Below are 16720 nucleotides of genomic sequence, written 5' to 3'. Positions count from 1 at the left end.
CATGTCCAACAGCCCCGATACCACGCTGCCAGCGGTCAACGCCATGCGCGTGTACTGGGAGCGGATTACCCCTTTGATGCTCGGCACCCTGGCTATGCGCGAGGCTGGCCAATGCCTGTTGCCGAAGTATCCGGCAGAGGATGACTGCGTGTACAAGGAGCGACTGGCTCTATCCACGCTGCTCCCGGCCTACTCCGAGACGGTAGGCAACATGACCTCCAGGGTGTTTGCCGAGCCGCTGCAGCTGGGCGACGACGTTCCCCAGCAGATTGCCGAGATGGCCAAGAACATCGACAACGCCGGTAACGACCTCAACTCTTGGTCGGTCGCCTTCTTCGGTGAAGGCCTCAGTCACGGCCTGTGTCACGCCTTCATAGACCACGCGCGGGTCGAGGGGGTGCGCACCCAAGCCGATGAGCAGGCCGCTGGCGTTCGCCCTTACGCGGTAATGGTGAAGCCTGAGCAAGTTCTGGGCTGGCGGTCCAAGGGCGGCGTTCTGACCATGGTCCGATACAAGGAAGTGGTCGAGGAGGAGGATGGCGAGTTTGGCGCCAAGTGCGTCGAGCAGATCCGCGTCCTTGAGCCAGGTTCCTGGCGCATCTACCGCAAGGGCGAAAAGGCTGGCGAGTGGGTGGTGCACGACGAAGGCGTCACGAGCCTGCCTGTCATCCCTTGGGTGACCTTCTACACCGACCGCACCGGCTTCATGACCGCCAAGCCGCCACTGATGGAGCTGGCCCACCTGAACGTCAAGCACTGGCAGAGCCAGAGCGACCAGGACAACATTCTGCACGTCATCCGTGTTCCTATCTTGGCCCGGATCGGCGTGCAGCAGCAGTACGACAACCAGGGCAAGCCCCTGCCCACCGAATTCAAGGTGGGTGTCGGGGCGCTGACTGACCTGCCCATGAATGGCGACATGAAGTACGTCGAGCACACCGGAAAGGCCGTGGAGGCTGGACGCACCGCCCTGAAGGATCTCATCGACGAGATGCGGATGGCCGGGGCCAAGCTGCTCACACCTGAGAAGGTGGCGACCAAGACCGCCACGCAGGCTGAAGAGGACGCGGCCCAAGAGCTATCCCCACTGGAGCGCATGGCGCATCAGTTCGGCGATTGCCTGGCGCAGTTGCTCCAGTACATGGCCGATTACCGTAGCCTTGGCGACGGCGGCACTGTCGAGATGCGCGGCAACTTCGACGTTGACTACATGCCGGAAGTCTCGCTGCCTACCCTGGTATCCATGGCCAACGCTGGCATGCTCTCGCACGAAACCCTCTTCACCGAGATGCAGCGCCGCGGCGTGATCAGCGACGAGTACAAATGGCCTGAAGAGCTTGAAAGGATTGGGGCCCAGGGCCCAGCTCTCGGAGCGATCTGATGAAGACGGTCAACGAGAAGCTGCTGGACGAACTGATCGGGCACGAGGTTGATCTCGCCAGGCTTAGCAACAGCCAGGTCGTGGCGATCATCAGGATCCTGAACAGTTCCGGCCCGGATTTGCGGGCTGCGCTGATAGCGGCCATCGACAGCCTGAGCGCGGACGCGTCCGTTGCGCAGATCGATGCGGCGCTGGCGCCTGTACTGCGCATCAACCAGGCAACCTTCGTTAGCCTTCAGCAGGCGCTCACTGCGTCGGTCGAGGGTGTGGCCAGCTATGAGATCGCCTACCAGGCCAGCGTGCTGCGCTCGATTGTGCCGAAGCTTGTGCAGGAGAAGTTTCCGATTGCCGTGGCTGAGTTCAGTCAGGTGCGCGCCATTGCGCTGGCAAGGCCATTCCAGGGGCGACTGCTAAGCGAGTGGATGGCTGGTATCGAGGCTGACCGGGCCGCGTCGATTCGCAGCGCTGTGCGGTCCGGTGTTCTCGAAGGCCGCACGACGCCGGAGATCGTCCGTCAGATCATGGGCACCAAGGCTGAAAAGTACGCCGACGGCATCCTGCAGAAGCCTCGCCGCGAGGTAGAGGCGGTTGTCCGGTCCGCGGTATCCAGCACGGCAGAGGCGGCAAGCGACAAGGCGTTCGAGGCCAACAGCGACATAATCAGCCATGTCGAGTGGCTGAGCACGCTGGACAATCGGACCTCGACGACTTGCCGAATCCGTGACCGCCTGCCCTACACGCTTGGCGCATACCAGCCCATCGGGCACAAGGTTCCGTGGCTCGCTGGGCCTGGCCGCATCCACTTCTGCTGTCGCTCAACCAAGCTGCCGATCCTCAAGAGCGCTCTGGCGCTGGGGATCAGTGATGCGGCGACGCGGGCAAGCATGGATGGCCAGGTGCCGCAGCAGACCACCTATGCGCAATGGCTTGCACGCCAGCCTGCCGCTCGTCAGGACGAGATCCTCGGCCCGGAGCGTGGGAGGCTGCTGCGACAGGACAAGCTGAAGCTGCAGGACTTCTACAACGACCGTGGGAAATTTTTGTCGTTGGAAGAACTGAGGGAGCGGCTGTTGTAGCCCGCGCCACAAAACACCGAAGCGCCATATCGTGGCGCGCAATTTCATAGCCTCGCCCAGTGCGGGGCTTTTTCATGCCTGAGACCCGGATGGGTAGAGGCGCACAGCGGCGGATGCCGCGCAGATGGGCGGATGCCCGGAGAACCGCATGAAACTGAAGCTCGACGACCAAGGCCACGTTGTTGTTCAAGACGGCAAGCCGGTGTATGTGCATGACGACGGCAAGGAGGTGGCATTCGATGCCGCTGGTACCGTCAACACCATTTCCCGTCTGAACGCTGAAGCCAAATCTCACCGTGAGCGTGCTGAAGCCGCTGAAAGCACCCTGAAGGGGTTCGAAGGCATCACCGATCCCGCAGCCGCCATCAAGGCGCTGGCCACCGTGAAGAACCTGGACGACAAGAAGCTGGTCGATGCCGGCGAGGTAGAGCGGGTCAAGAACGAGGCGGTGAAGGCGTTCGAGGAAAAGTACGCGCCGGTCGTGAAGGAAAACGAAAGCCTGAAAGGGCAGCTGAACAACCACCTGATCGGTGGCGCGTTCTCCTCGTCCAAGTTCATCGCCGAGAAGTTCGCCGCTGAAGGCCCGGCTGGCGTTGAGATCGCCCGCGCGCTGTTCGGCAACAGCCTCAAGGTCGAAGACGGCAAGGTCGTCGGTTACGACGGCAACGGTCAAAAGCTGTTCTCCCGCGCCCGCCCTGGCGAACTGGCCACCGCAGACGAAGCAATCGAGCTGCTGGTGGATGCCTACCCGCACAAGGCGCACATCCTGAAGGCATCCGGTGCCAATGGCAGCGGCGCTCAGCCTGGCAATGTGCCGGCAGGCAAGAAATCCATGTCGCGCACGAACTGGAATGCTCTCGACCCAGCAGGGCAGGCCGCGTTCGCTCGTGAAGGTGGCGTCGTTACCGAATGACGCCAGACAACATGCCGGTCCCCGGATGGAGGATCGGTGCTTGGGTCGGATGGCCCGGAAGTCTGAAAACTCAAACATCGATCCCTTAGGAGTATCACCATGGCCAACACCCTCACCGGCCTGATCCCGACGCTTTACAACGCCCTGGACGTGGTTTCCCGCGAACTGGTCGGCTTCATCCCTGCAGTCACCTCCGACATGACCTACGAGCGCGCTGCGGTCGGTCAGACCGTCATGTCGCCGGTTACTCCTGCTGCCGTGGCCACTGACATCGCGCCGGCGGTAACTCCGCCGAACGACGGCGACCAGGACATCGGCAACGTGGCCATGACCATCACCAAGGCCCGTCGCGTGCCGATCCGTTGGAACGGCGAAGAGAAGCGCGGCCTGGACAACAACGGCGCGTCGTACAACGTCATCCTGTCGCAACAGATCCAGCAGGGCATGCGCACCCTGGTCAACGAAATTGAATCTGACCTGGCTGGACTGCATGTCAAGGCGTCCCGCGCCTACGGCACTGCCGGTACCGCTCCATTCGGCACTGCTGCCGACCTGAGCGACTCGGCCGGCGCCCTGCGAATCCTGGAAGAAAACGGCGCACAGGGTCTGGACTTCCAGCTGGTGCTCGGCACTGGCGCGATGGCCAACCTGCGCGGCAAGCAGTCCGTCCTGTTCAAGGTCAACGAAGCCGGCCGCGAAGACATGCTGCGCAACGGCATCACCGACCGCCTGCAGAACCTGGCTCTGCGTCAGTCTGCCCAAGTCAAGACCGTGGTTTCTGGTACCGGCGCCGCGTCGACCACCAATGCCGCAGGCTACGCTGTCGGGGCAACCGTCATCACCCTGGCTTCGGCCGGCACCGGCACCATCCTGGCCGGTGACGTGATCAGTTTCGCAGGCGACGCCAACAAGTACGTGGTTGTTGCCGGTGACACTGACGTGTCCAACGGCGGTGCGATCACCATTGCCGCGCCCGGCCTGATGAAGGCCATCCCGGCTGCGGCAACTGCCGTGACGCTGTCGGCCACCAGCGCGCGCAACATGTTCTTCGCCCGCTCGGCAATTGCCCTGGCCACCCGAGCCCCGGCTCTGCCGGAGCAGGGCGACTCGGCTGTAGACCGGATGATCGTGACCGACCCGCTGACCGGCCTGAGCTTCGAGATCTCGATGTATGCACAGTACCGCCAGATGCAGTACGAGATCGCCATGGCTTGGGGCTGCGCGGCCGTCAAGTCCGAACACATCGGCCTGCTGCTGGGCTAAACCCTGTCGGGGCCTTCGGGCCCCATTCTTCCACTGGAGAACCGCATGAATCTGATCAAGGTAAAGCCGTGGGGCGAAGGGCAGGGCGACTTCGTGCACATCAACGAAGAAGACTTCAATCCTGACTTCCATGAGCTGCTGGACGAGGCCGAGAAGCCCAAGAAGGCCCCGACGATCGACGATATCCGAGTCGCACTGTCGGCCAAGGGCATCCAGTTCGATGAAAAGGCCAAGAAGCCTGAGCTTCAGAAGCTGCTCGACGACGCTGCCAAGGCTGATGAGCTGAAGGCCAAGCTGACCGATAAGGGCGTCGACTTCACTGCCGCCGTCACCCTGGAAGACCTCCAGAAGCTGCTGGACGAGGCCGCGTAATGACCATCTACATCACCGTCGAGCAGGTAGACGCCCTGCTTGGGCCGACCTGGGCGCCCGACGACCAGAAAGCTCGGGCGGTGCTGATGGCCAACACCTGGCTCACCAATCTCTGCTTGCCTGAATTCGATCTGGTGCCGGGCGACGTCATTCAGGCCGGCGCCGAGATCGCCCGAGAGGCTGCGGCCGGCAACATCTACGGCAGCAAGGAAACCGGCGTGCTGAGCAAGTCGGTTGACGCTGACGGGGTGTCCAGCAGCAAAACCTACTCGGAATCATCCCGAACCATCAGCGCTGGCGAGTCGTTCGCCCTGGCACTGCTGGCGCCCTACCTTAACGGCAGTGGACAGACCAAGATCGTGAGGTGCTGACATGGGGCTTCGCGAAGAACTGCAGGCTGACCTGGCCGAGGCGTTCAACACTGACCTGTCCGACGCGGTGCTTGCCTTTACCGGCGAGTACATGGGGCCTGGCGTATGGGATCCGGTCAACGAAACCACTACGGCCCAGCCAGTGACGTACACGGGCCGTGGCGTGCTGTCGCGCTACGAAGACAGCCGGATCGACAACATCAACATCCTCGTCGGAGACCTGCGCCTTACCGCGCTGGCCAACGAGGTCACGGATACCCCGGATGTTGGCCACAAGGTCGCCGCGCCAGACCTGATGGATCGAGCCAAGCAGGTGGTCTACCTGGTCAAGTCGGTGAGCTCTGACCCGGCCTCGGCCACCTATCGACTGCAGCTGAGGAAGTGACCATGGACAACGGAAGAGGGTGGAGCACACCGCCGAGCCTGTTCGCGGGCGTGGTTGAGGAAGCGCTTACCCAGCGCGTCCGAGTCATCGCCATGGCCATGCTAAACGAGATCGTGCTGCGGTCTCCGGTCGATACTGGACGCTTCCGTGGAAACAACATCGTGAGCGTCGGCGCCCCGGTCTACACGCCAACTACCAATGCGGACAAGAGCGGCGGCGAGACCATTCGGCGCGGTCTTTCGGTGATGACTGGGCTTGAGCCATACACGCAGGTTTTCATACAGAATTCACTTCCATACGCCATAGCGCTTGAACAGGGTCATTCGAAACAGGCGCCAGCCGGCATATACGCCGTTTCATTCCACAGCGTTTCCCAGGCCTATAGCTCATGAACTTCGAACAGATCCGCGCCATCGTCATTGGCCGCATGCAGCAGTGGGCGGGGATTCCCGCTGACGCCATCGACTACCCGAACAACCCCCAAGGCCCGTTCAGTCCAGCCGGGAAATCCATCTGGGCCCGGCTGGCGGATATCCCCGGCCTGTCCAGCACACCAGAGGTCGGCAACGGCCCTAGCGTGCGGCGAACAGGGATCATGGTCATTCAGCTGTTTGTACCGAGCAACAAGGGCACCCTGGCCATCACCAAGGCCGCCGATACGCTGGTGCAGCACTTCGAGTACTACAGCGCGCCAGAAGGCACGCTGGACTTCTTCGCCGCATCGCCCAGCAACGTCGGCGACGACGGCAACGGCTGGTACCAGGTCAACCTCTCGCTGCCATACAGGGCCTACTGATGAGTGAAACCATGCAGGTGCGCATCGATGGCGAGGTGGTGGACCGTGAGGTTGCGCACATCACCCGTGCGATCCAGCCTGACAGCTCGGTGATCGAGTACCCAGAGCCGAAGCTTGCATATGACGAGGTGGTTTTCCGCCCTGACGACGATCAGCTGCCAATTATCGTTGTCCGCACCATCCCAGCCTGACCCAAGCACCCAATCTTGCACCGCCACATGGCGGTTTTTTTACGCCTATCGATAGGAGAAACACCCATGTCCAGTGGTGCCAAGCGCTCGACCGCGTGGATTCGCGAAGTAACACCAGGTATCACCCCGCCGGGCAACTGGAACGTGCTGACCCGCGTCAGCTTCGGCCTGGTTCCCACATACAACACCGAAGATAACAACGAGATCGGCGAAGACCGTATGTCGCAGGGCACCGCCCAGACGACCGTGGATGTCGGCGGCGATATCGAAACCAAGTTCCGCTACGGCGCCCTGGATGAGTTCCTGGCCTCCTGCTTCGGCAAGGACTGGGCCGGCAACGTGCTGACTATGGGCAACGACCGCATCTCGTTCTCCATCGGCGCCTACGATGCCGATGTGGGCATTGCCGGCATCGCCCGTGGCGCACAGGTAGCGACCCTGAACATCGAAGTCCCGAACGACAACGAGATCAGCGTCACCACCACTTTCGCTGCGCTCGACTGGGACGACAAGGCCGACAACACCTCGTTCATCGTCAGCCCAGTGGCCGAGACCAACCAGCGCCGCTACGGCTTCAAGGATGTCACCGGCCTGAAGATCAACGGCGTGCAGCTGGGCGAGGACAACGCCTGCGTCGACAGCTTCAACCTGCAGTTCGACAACAACGTCCAGACCCAGCGCTGCATCGGCAATGGTAACCCGTTCCCGGGAAACATCATCCCGACCACCTTCACGCCGTCGGGCTCGATCACCATGAGCTGGTCCAAGACTGCCTACCAATACTGGAAGGCTCAGCAGACCAGCGACGCTCTCAGCTTCGAGTTCACCCTGAACAACGCCGATGGCGGCTACACGTTCTTCATCCCCGAGATGGAAGTGAGCGGCGACTGGCCCGACGGCGGTGCTACCGACATCATCCAGGTTGAACTGTCCTACACCGCCCGCCGCGTGCCGCCGACCATCACCCGTCTGCCGGCGCCGATTGTCATCGCGGCGGTCGCCGTCACCCCGGCCACCCTGAGCCTGGAAGTTGGTGATACCGACGACCTCGAAGTCGTGGTCACCCCGGCCGGTGCCAGCCAGCAGGTCACCTGGACCAGTTCCGCCCCAGCCATCGCCAGCGTGAGCGAGACCGGCCTTGTCACCGGCCTGGCCGTGGGCACCGCCACCATCACCGCGACCAGCGCCGCAGACGGCACCAAGACCGACACCTGCGCTGTCACTGTCACCGCTTAAACCTTTGCCCGACGCGCCCTGCGGTGTGCGTCGGGCCTTTTACCGCAGAGGAATACCATGGGCATCACCATTGCAAAGAAGCCTGAGCTTGACCTCAATGGTCAGCGCTGGGTCGAGTTCGCCCCGGGCGCCGAGATTCTGGTCGGCTCCATTGCCAATCCGCTCTACAAGTCGCACCAGGCCCTGATCAATCGCCACCTGGCGCTGATCAACCAGCAGGCCCGCGTCGGCACCGCTGAATTCAGCCTTTCCGATATCCCCGATGTCGAACTGGAGACTGATGACGACCTGTTCATCGAGCTCGCTGCCAAGCACCTGATCAAGGATTGGAAGGGCGTCGATGTTGAGGAGAAGCCCGGTGAGCCCGCACCATACAGCCCAGAGCTGTGCATCCAGCTGATCAAGCAGATGAACAGCGTGTACTTCCTGGCCCTGCGAACCGGCAACGACATTGCGCGCCGAGTCGAGGAGAAGGCCAAGGCCACCGTGGAAAAGTAGTCGCGGCGTATCAGTGGGGGCGGGAGTGGGCAGGAGACAGCAACGAGAAGAAACGCTGGAAGCATGAGCGCTTTGGCCTAGACATACCGGAACCGCCAGAGATCGATGGTGTTACCGCAGAAATCTTGGAGGCCTACGCCTACATCAGTCGGTCCAGGCAGTATGTAGGCATGGCAGGTGCTCCGGCGCCTATCTCCCCATCGGCCATTACCGAGTATCTCGGCCGGTACCCCACAGCGATATGCCGCGAAGAGCTAGATTCCGCAGTTTTCGCGCTGGATGACCAGTTCCGGAAAAGCTGGGACGAGCAGCAGGAGAAGGCCAGAGCGGAATCTGAAGGAAAGAGTAGGCCAAAGAAGAGCTGATATTCATGCGGCTGACATGTGTTAAATTCTGATCATCTTTCAGGGAGATCGAACATGTCGGATTTTCTCGCTTTCTTGATGGCTGTCGCCGCCTTCATTCTCTATTTCGCGCCAACCTTCGTGGCGGCTAAGCGGAAGCACCCGAATGGCACGCCCATTGCCTTGCTGAATATTTTCCTTGGATGGACGTTCATTGGCTGGCTGGCAGCCCTTATCTGGTCTGCTTCGGCAATCAAGACTGAGGCGCAGACCCAGCCTGTGACTGAATCGAAATCCAGCAATCGTTATGGTGAACTGGAGAAGCTTGCTTCCCTCAAGGAGAAGGGGCACATCAGCGAGGCTGAATTCAACCGAGAAAAGTCAAAGCTACTCGGAAGCTGACCTCCGGAAAGACAAACAACAACCCGCCTTGAGCGGGTTTTTTTACGCCTGGAGAAAGATATGGCGCAGGAATCCCGCCTTGCGGTAACGATCGACTCGCGCGGGGCCAAGCGCAACGCAGATGACCTGACTGGTTCGCTTGAGGGGATGACGCGGGCCGGGGATGCTGCAGCGGCATCGGCGGATGACGTATCCGGCAGCCTGGAGGATCAGCGCAAGGCTCTCACCCAGCTGTTGGGGCAGATCAATCCCACCACTGCTGCCTTGGGTCGGCTGGACGACATGCAGGAGCGGCTGGCCAAGTTCAAAAAGGCCGGAATCGTTGAGAGCGACACATTCGTCGAGTACACGCAACGCATCAACACCATGCGGGAGGCGCTGGGCGAAACTTCGGACGGCATGAATAAGGCCGGTATGTCGGCGAAAGCCTACAACGCTGCCCTTAGGGGAATTCCTGCGCAGTTCACTGACATCGCAGTGAGCCTTCAAGGAGGTCAGGCTCCACTCACCGTGTTCCTTCAGCAGGGTGGGCAGCTCAAAGATATGTTTGGCGGAATCGCCCCGGCCGCCAGAGCGATGGGCGGATACATTCTTGGCCTGGTGAACCCATTTACCGTTGCAGCTGCTGCTGCAGCAACCCTAGGCCTGGTCTTCTATGACGTAGAGAAGCAGGTCTCAGCGTTCAATAAGGCCTTGTTTTCTGGCTCTGCTGACTCTGGCCAGACGGTGGAAAGCATGGCCCTGATTGCCATGTCGGTTGCCGATATCACTGGCGACCTGTCCGAAGCCAAAAACGCCGTAATAGCCCTTGGCGCGAGCGGAAGGGTCAGCGAAATCCAATTCAGGAATCTTGCGCAGGCATCTGCTTCGATTGCGCAGTTCACTGGGCAGAGCGCCACGGATGTAGCGAAGTCATTTGGCGGGCTTGGAGATAGCGCCACCAAGGCAGCGCAAAAAATCAGCGAGCAGTACGGACTCATAACCTCTGCGCAATATGAGGTTATTGCTGGCCTAGAGAGCCAGGGAAGGAAGCAGGAGGCCCTGGACGCCCTCAGCGAGAGCCTTAATGCCAATGCCCAAAAAAGGCTTCAGCGTTACCGAGATTCTTTGTCCGAGCTTGAGCGCGACTGGGATGATGTAGGCACCGCGATCAGCAATGCCTACAGCAAGATAAAAGCCGAGCTATTCCCTGATGACAACAAGCAGATAGAGATAGCGCAACGGATTCTTGATACAAGGAAACAGGGCGGTTTCACAGGCGCGCTTTCCAACTTGTTCAGCTTCGGGGACAACACAAACCAGGCTCTTCGCACTCAGATCAAGACGCTTACGGAGCGCCGAGAGGCTGCATCAGCTGCCGCCAAGGCAGAGTCGGCCGAAACGGATGCCAACCAGGGAAGAATTGCTGCCGCTGCGCGCTGGGCAAGCTCACAGCTTGAGTACCTCGACAAAGAGTCGAGAAAGCGCAACGAGATCGCCGAAGCCCGAGAGCTTGGGCTGAAAGCAGGTCGAAGCGAGGAGGAGATCGCTAAGCGGATCGCCGCGATCGAAAGCAAGTACGCTGACAAGGCGAAGCCGAAGACACCGCGAGAGGATAATCGGGGTGTCGCTGAAGCTCAGAACACCTTCTCCCGCCTGTACGGCCAATACGACCCTGCCGCACAGGCCGCACGCGCTCTGACCAAAGAGCAGGAGCAACTGGACCTGGCCCTGAGCAAGGGCAAGATCAGCCAGGAAGAGTACGGCAAGGCACTAGCTCAGGCTTCGCTGAACTACGCCGCCGCCATCAAGGGCGCTCAAGGCCTGACCCAGGCCGAGCAATACCGGGCGCAGCTTGAGCGGCAGCTGGCCGGCCAGCGCAGCGAATACAGCATCGCGGCAGCCGGCGTCGGCATGGGCGATCAGCAGACGCAGCGCATGCAGCAGCGCGTGCAGCTGGAGCAGCAAACCAACGACCGCATCCTGCAGCTTCGCACCGAGCTGGCCAACACCACGACGGAGAAGCAGCGGCAAGAGTTGCAGGCGCAGATCGACCTCGAGCAGGAGTACCTGCCCAAGCGCCTGGCGGCCCTGCAAACTGGCTTCGCCCAGTACGATGCAGCGATCTCAAGCCCGCTTAATGGTTGGAATGCGGCCTTGGCCAACTTCCAGGTGAGCGCAGCAAACGTGGCCGGGCAAACTCAGGCCTTGTTCAGCGGTGCGTTCGGTAGCATCCAGTCAAGTGTCGGCAGTGCTTTCGAGAGCATGGCCCTGGATGGCCAGACCTTCGGCGAGTCTGTATCACAGATCACTCGCAGCCTTGTTGGTGGGGTGATCAACTCGCTGGGCCAGATGGCAGCTCAGTGGGCGGTTAACCAGGCGCTGCAGCTTGCATTCGACCAGACCAGGCAGGCTTCTTCTGCTGCCGAGATGGCTAGGATTGCTGCGGAGACCACAGCGCAGACTGCTGGCATTTCGACTGTGACCACGGCCAAGCTGGCTGGTGATGCTGCGGCGACCACCTCTAGCATCGCGGCAACCACGGCCACAACAACTGCTCAGACCGCTGCCGCTGCAACGACAGCCAGCGCCTGGCTGCCGGCCGCCCTGGTTGCGTCTATCGGCTCGTTCGGTGCTGCGGCTGTGGTGGGTGGCACTGCGCTGCTTGCGGCCTTTGCCTTGATCAAGGGCTTCGCTACCGGCGGCTATGTCTCCGGCAAGGGTACTGGTACATCGGACAGCATCCCGGCGCGACTGAGCAACGGCGAGTTCGTAGTGAACGCCCAGGCCACCAAGCGTAACAGGGCGTTGCTGGAAGCGATCAACTCGAACGAGCGCGTTTCCGTTGCCGGTTCCAGCGGATCTTCAATCCAGATGATGGCTGCTGTGAGTGGGGCTGGCGCTGCACCTCAAATTGCGATGCCGCCCGTTAGCATCACGGTCAACGGAAACCCTGACCAAAGCACGATTGAGATGATGAAGCAGGCTGCCGCTGACGGTGCTCGCATCGGCTATCAGCAAGTCGCAAATGATCTCGCCACTGGTCGAGGGCAGGTTTCCAAGGGCCTACAAGCCGGCTATTCGGTGGGCAGGAGAAAGACCTAATGGCTGACTTACCACAGTACCCGGCGGGGCTGCCTAACCCCCTGCAAGAGGGCTATGCATTCTCGCCGGTAAGCCCCTTGCTGCGCACGCAGATGCAGTCAGGGCGTAGCAAGCAGCGGGTCAGGTATCGGAAGACGCCGACTCAGGTTTCGGTCTCCTGGTTCTTCGAGAGCAGCCCCCAGGCCCAGCTATTTGAAGCCTGGTACGAAGAGACCATCGACAGCGGCGCCTTGTGGTTTGAGACAACGCTGCAGACCCCGCAGGGGTTCATGCCGTACAAGTGTCGTTTTGTTGATATCTACGATGGCCCGATTCTCTCGCCACCGCGGTACTGGAAGTTCACTGCGACCCTTGAGCTTGAAGAGCGGCCGGTCACCGGTGGCGGATGGGCGACGTACTACCCGGACGCACTGCTCTACTCGAACATCATCGATCTTGCGATAAACAGGGAGTGGCCAGCGCCATGACAGTGTTGAATCGCTTCTATGTGAGTGGCGGAAAGGAAGTCGAACTGCTCACGCTGCAGCTCGACGTAGCTGGAAGTGTGGCGCTCGGCATTGACGCTCAGCGCCATTTCTTTGTGCAGGGGTATGAGGATTTCACTGCACTGCTTGAGACCGGCGAGTCTGTCGATTTCAAGCAGTTTGCAATGCAAGTCGCGAAGCCGGCGCGTAACGCCGACGGCTCGCAAGATCTGAAGTTCGCGCTGTGCAACATCGAGGGTGCGGTCAGCGCTGCGATCCGCGACGCCCTGGCAAATCGACTGAAGATGACCGCAACACTGCGGACGTATTTCGATACCGACGCTTCTGCTCCGTCGCAACGTCCATTCAAGTTCGAAATCAAGAGCGGTCAGTGGAATCCTGTTCAAGTCGACGTCACCGCCGGATACCGGAACATCATGGACACGGGCTGGCCGCGCCTTCTGTACACGCTCGATAAATTCCCAGGCCTTCGGTACCTCTAATGATCGACACTGAAAAATACCTCTCTGCCAAGTGGGTAGAGGGCGGCAGAGTGTGGCCGGAAGTTGACTGCTACGGGATCATTCTTGAGGTTCGCCGCGACCTTGGTCTCGAGGAATGGCCAGCCTGGGATGGCGTCACGAAGAAGAACTCAGGATTGCATCGGTTCGGTACACAGTTTGCTGCGGAGCGCGAACGCTGCGAGCCAGAACCCGGCGCTGTCGCGTGCTGCTACACGGCAAGCCTGATGACGCACGTCGCCATTGTCGTGGAGTGCAGCGGTGCGCTGTACGTCGCTGAGTGCAATCCGAAGCAAGGTTTCACTTGCATCCCGATCCGGCGATTTCTCAAGCAGTGGCTGAGAGTGGAGTTCTACCGATGATCCGGATCTACCCGTCACGCCACGCGATCAACATTTACCCGTCGCTCTCCGGGTCGGCCATCGAAAGTCATGTGATCGCGGAGGAGTGCACGATTGAAGGGTGGCTGAAGAATACTGTGGAAGGGTTCACGGGTGACGAGGTAACGCATCCGATAACCATCGACGTTAACGGAGTCACTGTAAATTCAGGCAAATGGGCTGAGCACACCATCTATTGCGATGATGATGTGCGCATTTACCCAGTTCCGCATGCAGCTTCGGGGGCATTCATTCTCGCCGTTGTTGTTGCGGTGGGCGCTGTTGCCTACGCGATCAGCCAAGCGCTTCAGATGCCTGACATTCAGGGTGCTGGAACAGCCGGCGATAATCTCGATCTCAATCATGCGAAGGCGAACACCGCAAAGCCTTACGCGGTGATCCGAGAAACGCTGGGGAGAGACAGGATCTATCCCGACTACGTGCTTCAGCCTGTGAGTCGCTTCGTTTCGCCGCGGGATGTGAGAACCGTGATGTTCCTGTCGATCGGCATCGGCCGTTTCAGCATCGCGCCAAGCTCTATCAAGATCGGAAGCACGCCGATCAGTGCCTTCGGCGATGAAGTGGCGTATGCGATCTATCAGCCTGGTGATTACGTCGCATCAGACTACCGGTCCGAAAACTGGTACTCGGCGCCGGAGGTCGGTGGTTCAAAGTCCGCGACAGCCGGGCTCGACCTCGACTCTCCGAGCGAGACGACCACGCCATCTGCCGATGCTCTTGCGCTCAGCGGTAACTCGATATCGCTCGTAGGCGACACGGCCACAATGCCGGAATCGTGGTCAGTCGGAACAATCATCAACCTAGTCGCGCCGAACAACTTCACGGTCAGCAATAGCGGCTCAAGCAGCGTCGTGGCCGGCCCGCTTGATGAGTTGGCACCGTTTGTCGGCATGAAAGTCACGCTGTCAACGCGTACAGAGGACGTTGATCTCGTCGTCGCGAGCTACTCACCGTATGTTCCGCCAGTTGCCGGAGCAGGCGGGAGCCCGTCGAGCATTTCAGCAAGCGCGGCACCGACGACATACAACTTCACGTCATCGCCAATCGTCTGGTCGCTCACGTACAAATCTCAGACGCGCTCGCTCTCGCTTACTGCGAACTACATGAACATGTCGGGCGTCGTCTCCGAGATCACGTCGCAGCTCGCTGGGATCGGGCTTGTTGCTCAAGACGACTCCGGGCGCCTGAAAATCGTTGAGCCCAGTAGCCCGTATTCTGGCGGCGTGATTACTCAAAGCAGTTCGCCAGTGGCTATTTTTGGTGCGGGCCCGGTCTTTGTAACTGGCACAGCGAGTAGCGGTGGCACGCCGGAGCAGCTCGCAAACATCACGCTCACATACGAAGATGGAACTCAGTTCTCTGGCCTTCCTGCCGGGGTACAGCGCCTCGCGCTTGGCTACCGGCAGAATCGCTACAGGATCACTCTGGTGGACGGGATCACTATCGAGGTCACTCGGCTGAACGCCGAAGGTGATGCGGATACTGGGTGGCTTGGATTCATCGGAAGAACGCTTCTCGACTTCCAGCTTTCGTCTGTTTCTGTCGTCGGTGACAACTGGATCGGCCCGTTTATGGGCTGCCCGGAGGGCGAGACAGTGGACAGAATCGAGTGGGATGTTCTGTTCCCCGGCGGACTTCAGTCGACGACGAAAAAAGGCGGCGAGTACGAGATGATCTCGAACGTCATTGTTCAGTACGCTGACGTGACGACGGGGGCCTGGATCGAGGTCAACAAGGTCTATCGTGGCAACACGCGGGACGGGATTGGCTACACCGAGTTCGCCAACCTTCCTACTCCCATCAGACCGATGATTCGCATGCGTCGAGCTGAAGTCGGCGGATATCAAGTCGTTGCTGACGGAGTGCAGTGGCTTGCGCTCCGCGGGAGACTGCTCGAGCGCCCGCTTCGCTATGACGACGTCACTACGATAGCTCTGACAATCCGCACCGGATCTCGACTATCCGCACAGTCAGACCGCCAGATCAATCTTGTTGCGACCAGGCTCTATGACGAAGGGGAAGGGCGCTCTATCTCTGCGGCTGTTCGGTATGTTCACCAGAGTCTCGGCGAAGGTGATGACGGCATCGACCTCGATCAACTCCAGGTTCTTCAAGATGACTTCTGGACCCCGCGCGGCGAGACGTTCGATCACTCGTTCGACGAGCAGATCACGGCGCTTGAAGCAATGCAGACGATCCTTGGTGCCGGGATGTCCCACCTTGTAATCGACGATTCACAGGTCTCTGCTTTCCGGGAGGGCGTTCAGCCGATCCTCGGCGCGGTAACCCCGCACGATCAATCCGCAGAGCTTGTTACAACGTTCATCGCGCCATCAGCCGACGACTACACGGGTGTCGACGTCAAGTACAAAGACCCTGTTACGTTCAGTGAAGAGACAGTGAGCTGTCGTGTCGCGGGCGTCGACGCGATCAAGATCGAGGAGTTCACGCTCGATGGTGTGCATGACCGCGACCGAGCCTGGCGGATCGGTATGCGGCGGCTGATGAAGTACCTGTATCAGCGGATGACCCATACAACAGGCACCGAAATGGATGCGCTTGCGTATCGCTTCGGCGACCGGGTCGCGATGACTGACGACATCCCCGGCAGTCAGACAATCAGCTGCATCGTTGAGAGCATCGAGACTGGTTCGGGGCTGGCGACAATCACAGTCAGTGAGCAGCTTGACTGGAGCTTCCCCAACCCTAGGTGCCTCATTCGCTGGCAGGACGGATCGGTTTCAACCCTGCTGACGCCATCGATGGTCTCTGACTACTCGCTTACCGTCCCTGCCAGCGCTGCCGACCAGACTGTTGACTGGTCAATCGAGCCGCCAAGGATGATCTTCTGCTCATCAACATCTGTCGGATATTCCGCAATGATCGACAGCATTGAACCTGATGCCGACGGTATCTGCAGTGTGGTCGCAAAGCAGTACAGCGACCGGTTCTACGAAAACGACGACAACTTCGCGCCGGCTTAGTCCGGAACCTAAACGAGCATGCCCGCCTAGAGCGGGCT

General features: G+C 60.3%; 18 protein-coding genes. All 18 read left to right on the top strand.

The features are described 5' to 3' along the window. The first annotated feature begins 1 nt into the window (after position 1). The 18 genes from ACODSK_RS02595 (at position 2) to ACODSK_RS02510 (ending at position 16682) form a co-directional block, all read left to right on the top strand. Complete coding sequence (locus ACODSK_RS02595) at positions 2 to 1381, top strand: DUF4055 domain-containing protein (protein ID WP_489013658.1); 1380 nt, start codon at positions 2 to 4, stop codon at positions 1379 to 1381. Beyond that, a complete protein-coding gene (locus tag ACODSK_RS02590) occupies positions 1381 to 2457 on the top strand; it encodes a putative phage head morphogenesis protein (protein WP_489013657.1) in 1077 nt (358 codons plus the stop codon). Before ACODSK_RS02595 ends, ACODSK_RS02590 begins: the two co-directional genes overlap by 1 nt. A gap of 148 nt (positions 2458 to 2605) precedes the next feature. After that, the gene (locus tag ACODSK_RS02585) at positions 2606 to 3370 is read left to right on the top strand and encodes a DUF6651 domain-containing protein (protein WP_489013656.1); all 765 of its coding nucleotides are present in this window, start codon (positions 2606 to 2608) and stop codon (positions 3368 to 3370) included. 99 nt (positions 3371 to 3469) lie between these two features. Next, entirely contained in the window at positions 3470 to 4633 is a 1164-nt protein-coding gene (locus tag ACODSK_RS02580) for a major capsid protein (protein ID WP_489013655.1), read from the top strand. A gap of 45 nt (positions 4634 to 4678) precedes the next feature. Beyond that, positions 4679 to 5005, top strand: a complete 327-nt coding sequence (locus ACODSK_RS02575; protein WP_489013653.1) for a HeH/LEM domain-containing protein — start codon at positions 4679 to 4681, stop codon at positions 5003 to 5005. Next, positions 5005 to 5376: a hypothetical protein gene (locus ACODSK_RS02570; RefSeq protein WP_489013651.1), complete on the top strand. Its 372-nt coding sequence runs from the start codon at positions 5005 to 5007 to the stop codon at positions 5374 to 5376. The genes ACODSK_RS02575 and ACODSK_RS02570 overlap by 1 nt, the downstream gene beginning before the upstream one ends. A gap of 1 nt (position 5377) precedes the next feature. Continuing rightward, positions 5378 to 5761, top strand: a complete 384-nt coding sequence (locus tag ACODSK_RS02565) for a glutamate 5-kinase (protein ID WP_489013649.1) — start codon at positions 5378 to 5380, stop codon at positions 5759 to 5761. Between the two features lie 2 nt (positions 5762 to 5763). After that, positions 5764 to 6153: an HK97 gp10 family phage protein gene (locus ACODSK_RS02560; protein WP_489013647.1), complete on the top strand. Its 390-nt coding sequence runs from the start codon at positions 5764 to 5766 to the stop codon at positions 6151 to 6153. Beyond that, positions 6150 to 6557, top strand: a complete 408-nt coding sequence (locus ACODSK_RS02555) for a phage tail terminator-like protein (RefSeq protein ID WP_489013646.1) — start codon at positions 6150 to 6152, stop codon at positions 6555 to 6557. The genes ACODSK_RS02560 and ACODSK_RS02555 overlap by 4 nt, the downstream gene beginning before the upstream one ends. Continuing rightward, entirely contained in the window at positions 6557 to 6748 is a 192-nt protein-coding gene (locus ACODSK_RS02550; RefSeq protein ID WP_489013644.1) for a hypothetical protein, read from the top strand. Before ACODSK_RS02555 ends, ACODSK_RS02550 begins: the two co-directional genes overlap by 1 nt. A gap of 66 nt (positions 6749 to 6814) precedes the next feature. Next, entirely contained in the window at positions 6815 to 7984 is a 1170-nt protein-coding gene (locus tag ACODSK_RS02545) for a phage tail tube protein (protein WP_489013642.1), read from the top strand. A gap of 57 nt (positions 7985 to 8041) precedes the next feature. Beyond that, positions 8042 to 8482, top strand: a complete 441-nt coding sequence (locus tag ACODSK_RS02540; protein ID WP_489013640.1) for a hypothetical protein — start codon at positions 8042 to 8044, stop codon at positions 8480 to 8482. A 419-nt stretch (positions 8483 to 8901) separates the two neighbouring features. Then, a complete protein-coding gene (locus tag ACODSK_RS02535) occupies positions 8902 to 9228 on the top strand; it encodes a superinfection immunity protein (RefSeq protein WP_489013638.1) in 327 nt (108 codons plus the stop codon). Between the two features lie 60 nt (positions 9229 to 9288). After that, the gene (locus ACODSK_RS02530) at positions 9289 to 12312 is read left to right on the top strand and encodes a phage tail length tape measure family protein (RefSeq protein ID WP_489013636.1); all 3024 of its coding nucleotides are present in this window, start codon (positions 9289 to 9291) and stop codon (positions 12310 to 12312) included. Then, positions 12312 to 12779 carry a hypothetical protein gene (locus ACODSK_RS02525; RefSeq protein WP_489013635.1) on the top strand — a complete coding sequence of 156 codons (468 nt, stop codon included), beginning with the start codon at positions 12312 to 12314 and terminating at the stop codon, positions 12777 to 12779. The genes ACODSK_RS02530 and ACODSK_RS02525 overlap by 1 nt, the downstream gene beginning before the upstream one ends. Further along, a complete protein-coding gene (locus ACODSK_RS02520) occupies positions 12776 to 13279 on the top strand; it encodes a DUF1833 family protein (RefSeq protein WP_489013633.1) in 504 nt (167 codons plus the stop codon). The genes ACODSK_RS02525 and ACODSK_RS02520 overlap by 4 nt, the downstream gene beginning before the upstream one ends. Then, positions 13279 to 13659, top strand: coding sequence for a nitrite transporter (locus ACODSK_RS02515; RefSeq protein ID WP_489013631.1), 381 nt, complete (start codon positions 13279 to 13281; stop codon positions 13657 to 13659). The genes ACODSK_RS02520 and ACODSK_RS02515 overlap by 1 nt, the downstream gene beginning before the upstream one ends. Continuing rightward, positions 13656 to 16682 (top strand): host specificity factor TipJ family phage tail protein, encoded by a 3027-nt coding sequence (locus ACODSK_RS02510; RefSeq protein ID WP_489013629.1) that lies wholly within the window; start codon positions 13656 to 13658, stop codon positions 16680 to 16682. The genes ACODSK_RS02515 and ACODSK_RS02510 overlap by 4 nt, the downstream gene beginning before the upstream one ends. Positions 16683 to 16720: the final 38 nt, after the last annotated feature.

This window comes from Pseudomonas sp. FG98, assembly GCF_057808595.1.
The sequence above is the reverse complement of the archived record's forward strand: the minus strand, read 5'-3'. Positions and strand labels throughout refer to the sequence as shown.

Bases quoted from the DNA above. Each gene is read 5' to 3' on its own strand.
- ACODSK_RS02595 (WP_489013658.1), top strand. From the start codon at position 2: ATGTCCAACAGCCCCGATACCACGCTGCCAGCGGTCAACGCCATGCGC.
- ACODSK_RS02590 (WP_489013657.1), top strand. From the start codon at position 1,381: ATGAAGACGGTCAACGAGAAGCTGCTGGACGAACTGATCGGGCACGAG.
- ACODSK_RS02585 (WP_489013656.1), top strand. From the start codon at position 2,606: ATGAAACTGAAGCTCGACGACCAAGGCCACGTTGTTGTTCAAGACGGC.
- ACODSK_RS02580 (WP_489013655.1), top strand. From the start codon at position 3,470: ATGGCCAACACCCTCACCGGCCTGATCCCGACGCTTTACAACGCCCTG.
- ACODSK_RS02575 (WP_489013653.1), top strand. From the start codon at position 4,679: ATGAATCTGATCAAGGTAAAGCCGTGGGGCGAAGGGCAGGGCGACTTC.
- ACODSK_RS02570 (WP_489013651.1), top strand. From the start codon at position 5,005: ATGACCATCTACATCACCGTCGAGCAGGTAGACGCCCTGCTTGGGCCG.
- ACODSK_RS02565 (WP_489013649.1), top strand. From the start codon at position 5,378: ATGGGGCTTCGCGAAGAACTGCAGGCTGACCTGGCCGAGGCGTTCAAC.
- ACODSK_RS02560 (WP_489013647.1), top strand. From the start codon at position 5,764: ATGGACAACGGAAGAGGGTGGAGCACACCGCCGAGCCTGTTCGCGGGC.
- ACODSK_RS02555 (WP_489013646.1), top strand. From the start codon at position 6,150: ATGAACTTCGAACAGATCCGCGCCATCGTCATTGGCCGCATGCAGCAG.
- ACODSK_RS02550 (WP_489013644.1), top strand. From the start codon at position 6,557: ATGAGTGAAACCATGCAGGTGCGCATCGATGGCGAGGTGGTGGACCGT.
- ACODSK_RS02545 (WP_489013642.1), top strand. From the start codon at position 6,815: ATGTCCAGTGGTGCCAAGCGCTCGACCGCGTGGATTCGCGAAGTAACA.
- ACODSK_RS02540 (WP_489013640.1), top strand. From the start codon at position 8,042: ATGGGCATCACCATTGCAAAGAAGCCTGAGCTTGACCTCAATGGTCAG.
- ACODSK_RS02535 (WP_489013638.1), top strand. From the start codon at position 8,902: ATGTCGGATTTTCTCGCTTTCTTGATGGCTGTCGCCGCCTTCATTCTC.
- ACODSK_RS02530 (WP_489013636.1), top strand. From the start codon at position 9,289: ATGGCGCAGGAATCCCGCCTTGCGGTAACGATCGACTCGCGCGGGGCC.
- ACODSK_RS02525 (WP_489013635.1), top strand. From the start codon at position 12,312: ATGGCTGACTTACCACAGTACCCGGCGGGGCTGCCTAACCCCCTGCAA.
- ACODSK_RS02520 (WP_489013633.1), top strand. From the start codon at position 12,776: ATGACAGTGTTGAATCGCTTCTATGTGAGTGGCGGAAAGGAAGTCGAA.
- ACODSK_RS02515 (WP_489013631.1), top strand. From the start codon at position 13,279: ATGATCGACACTGAAAAATACCTCTCTGCCAAGTGGGTAGAGGGCGGC.
- ACODSK_RS02510 (WP_489013629.1), top strand. From the start codon at position 13,656: ATGATCCGGATCTACCCGTCACGCCACGCGATCAACATTTACCCGTCG.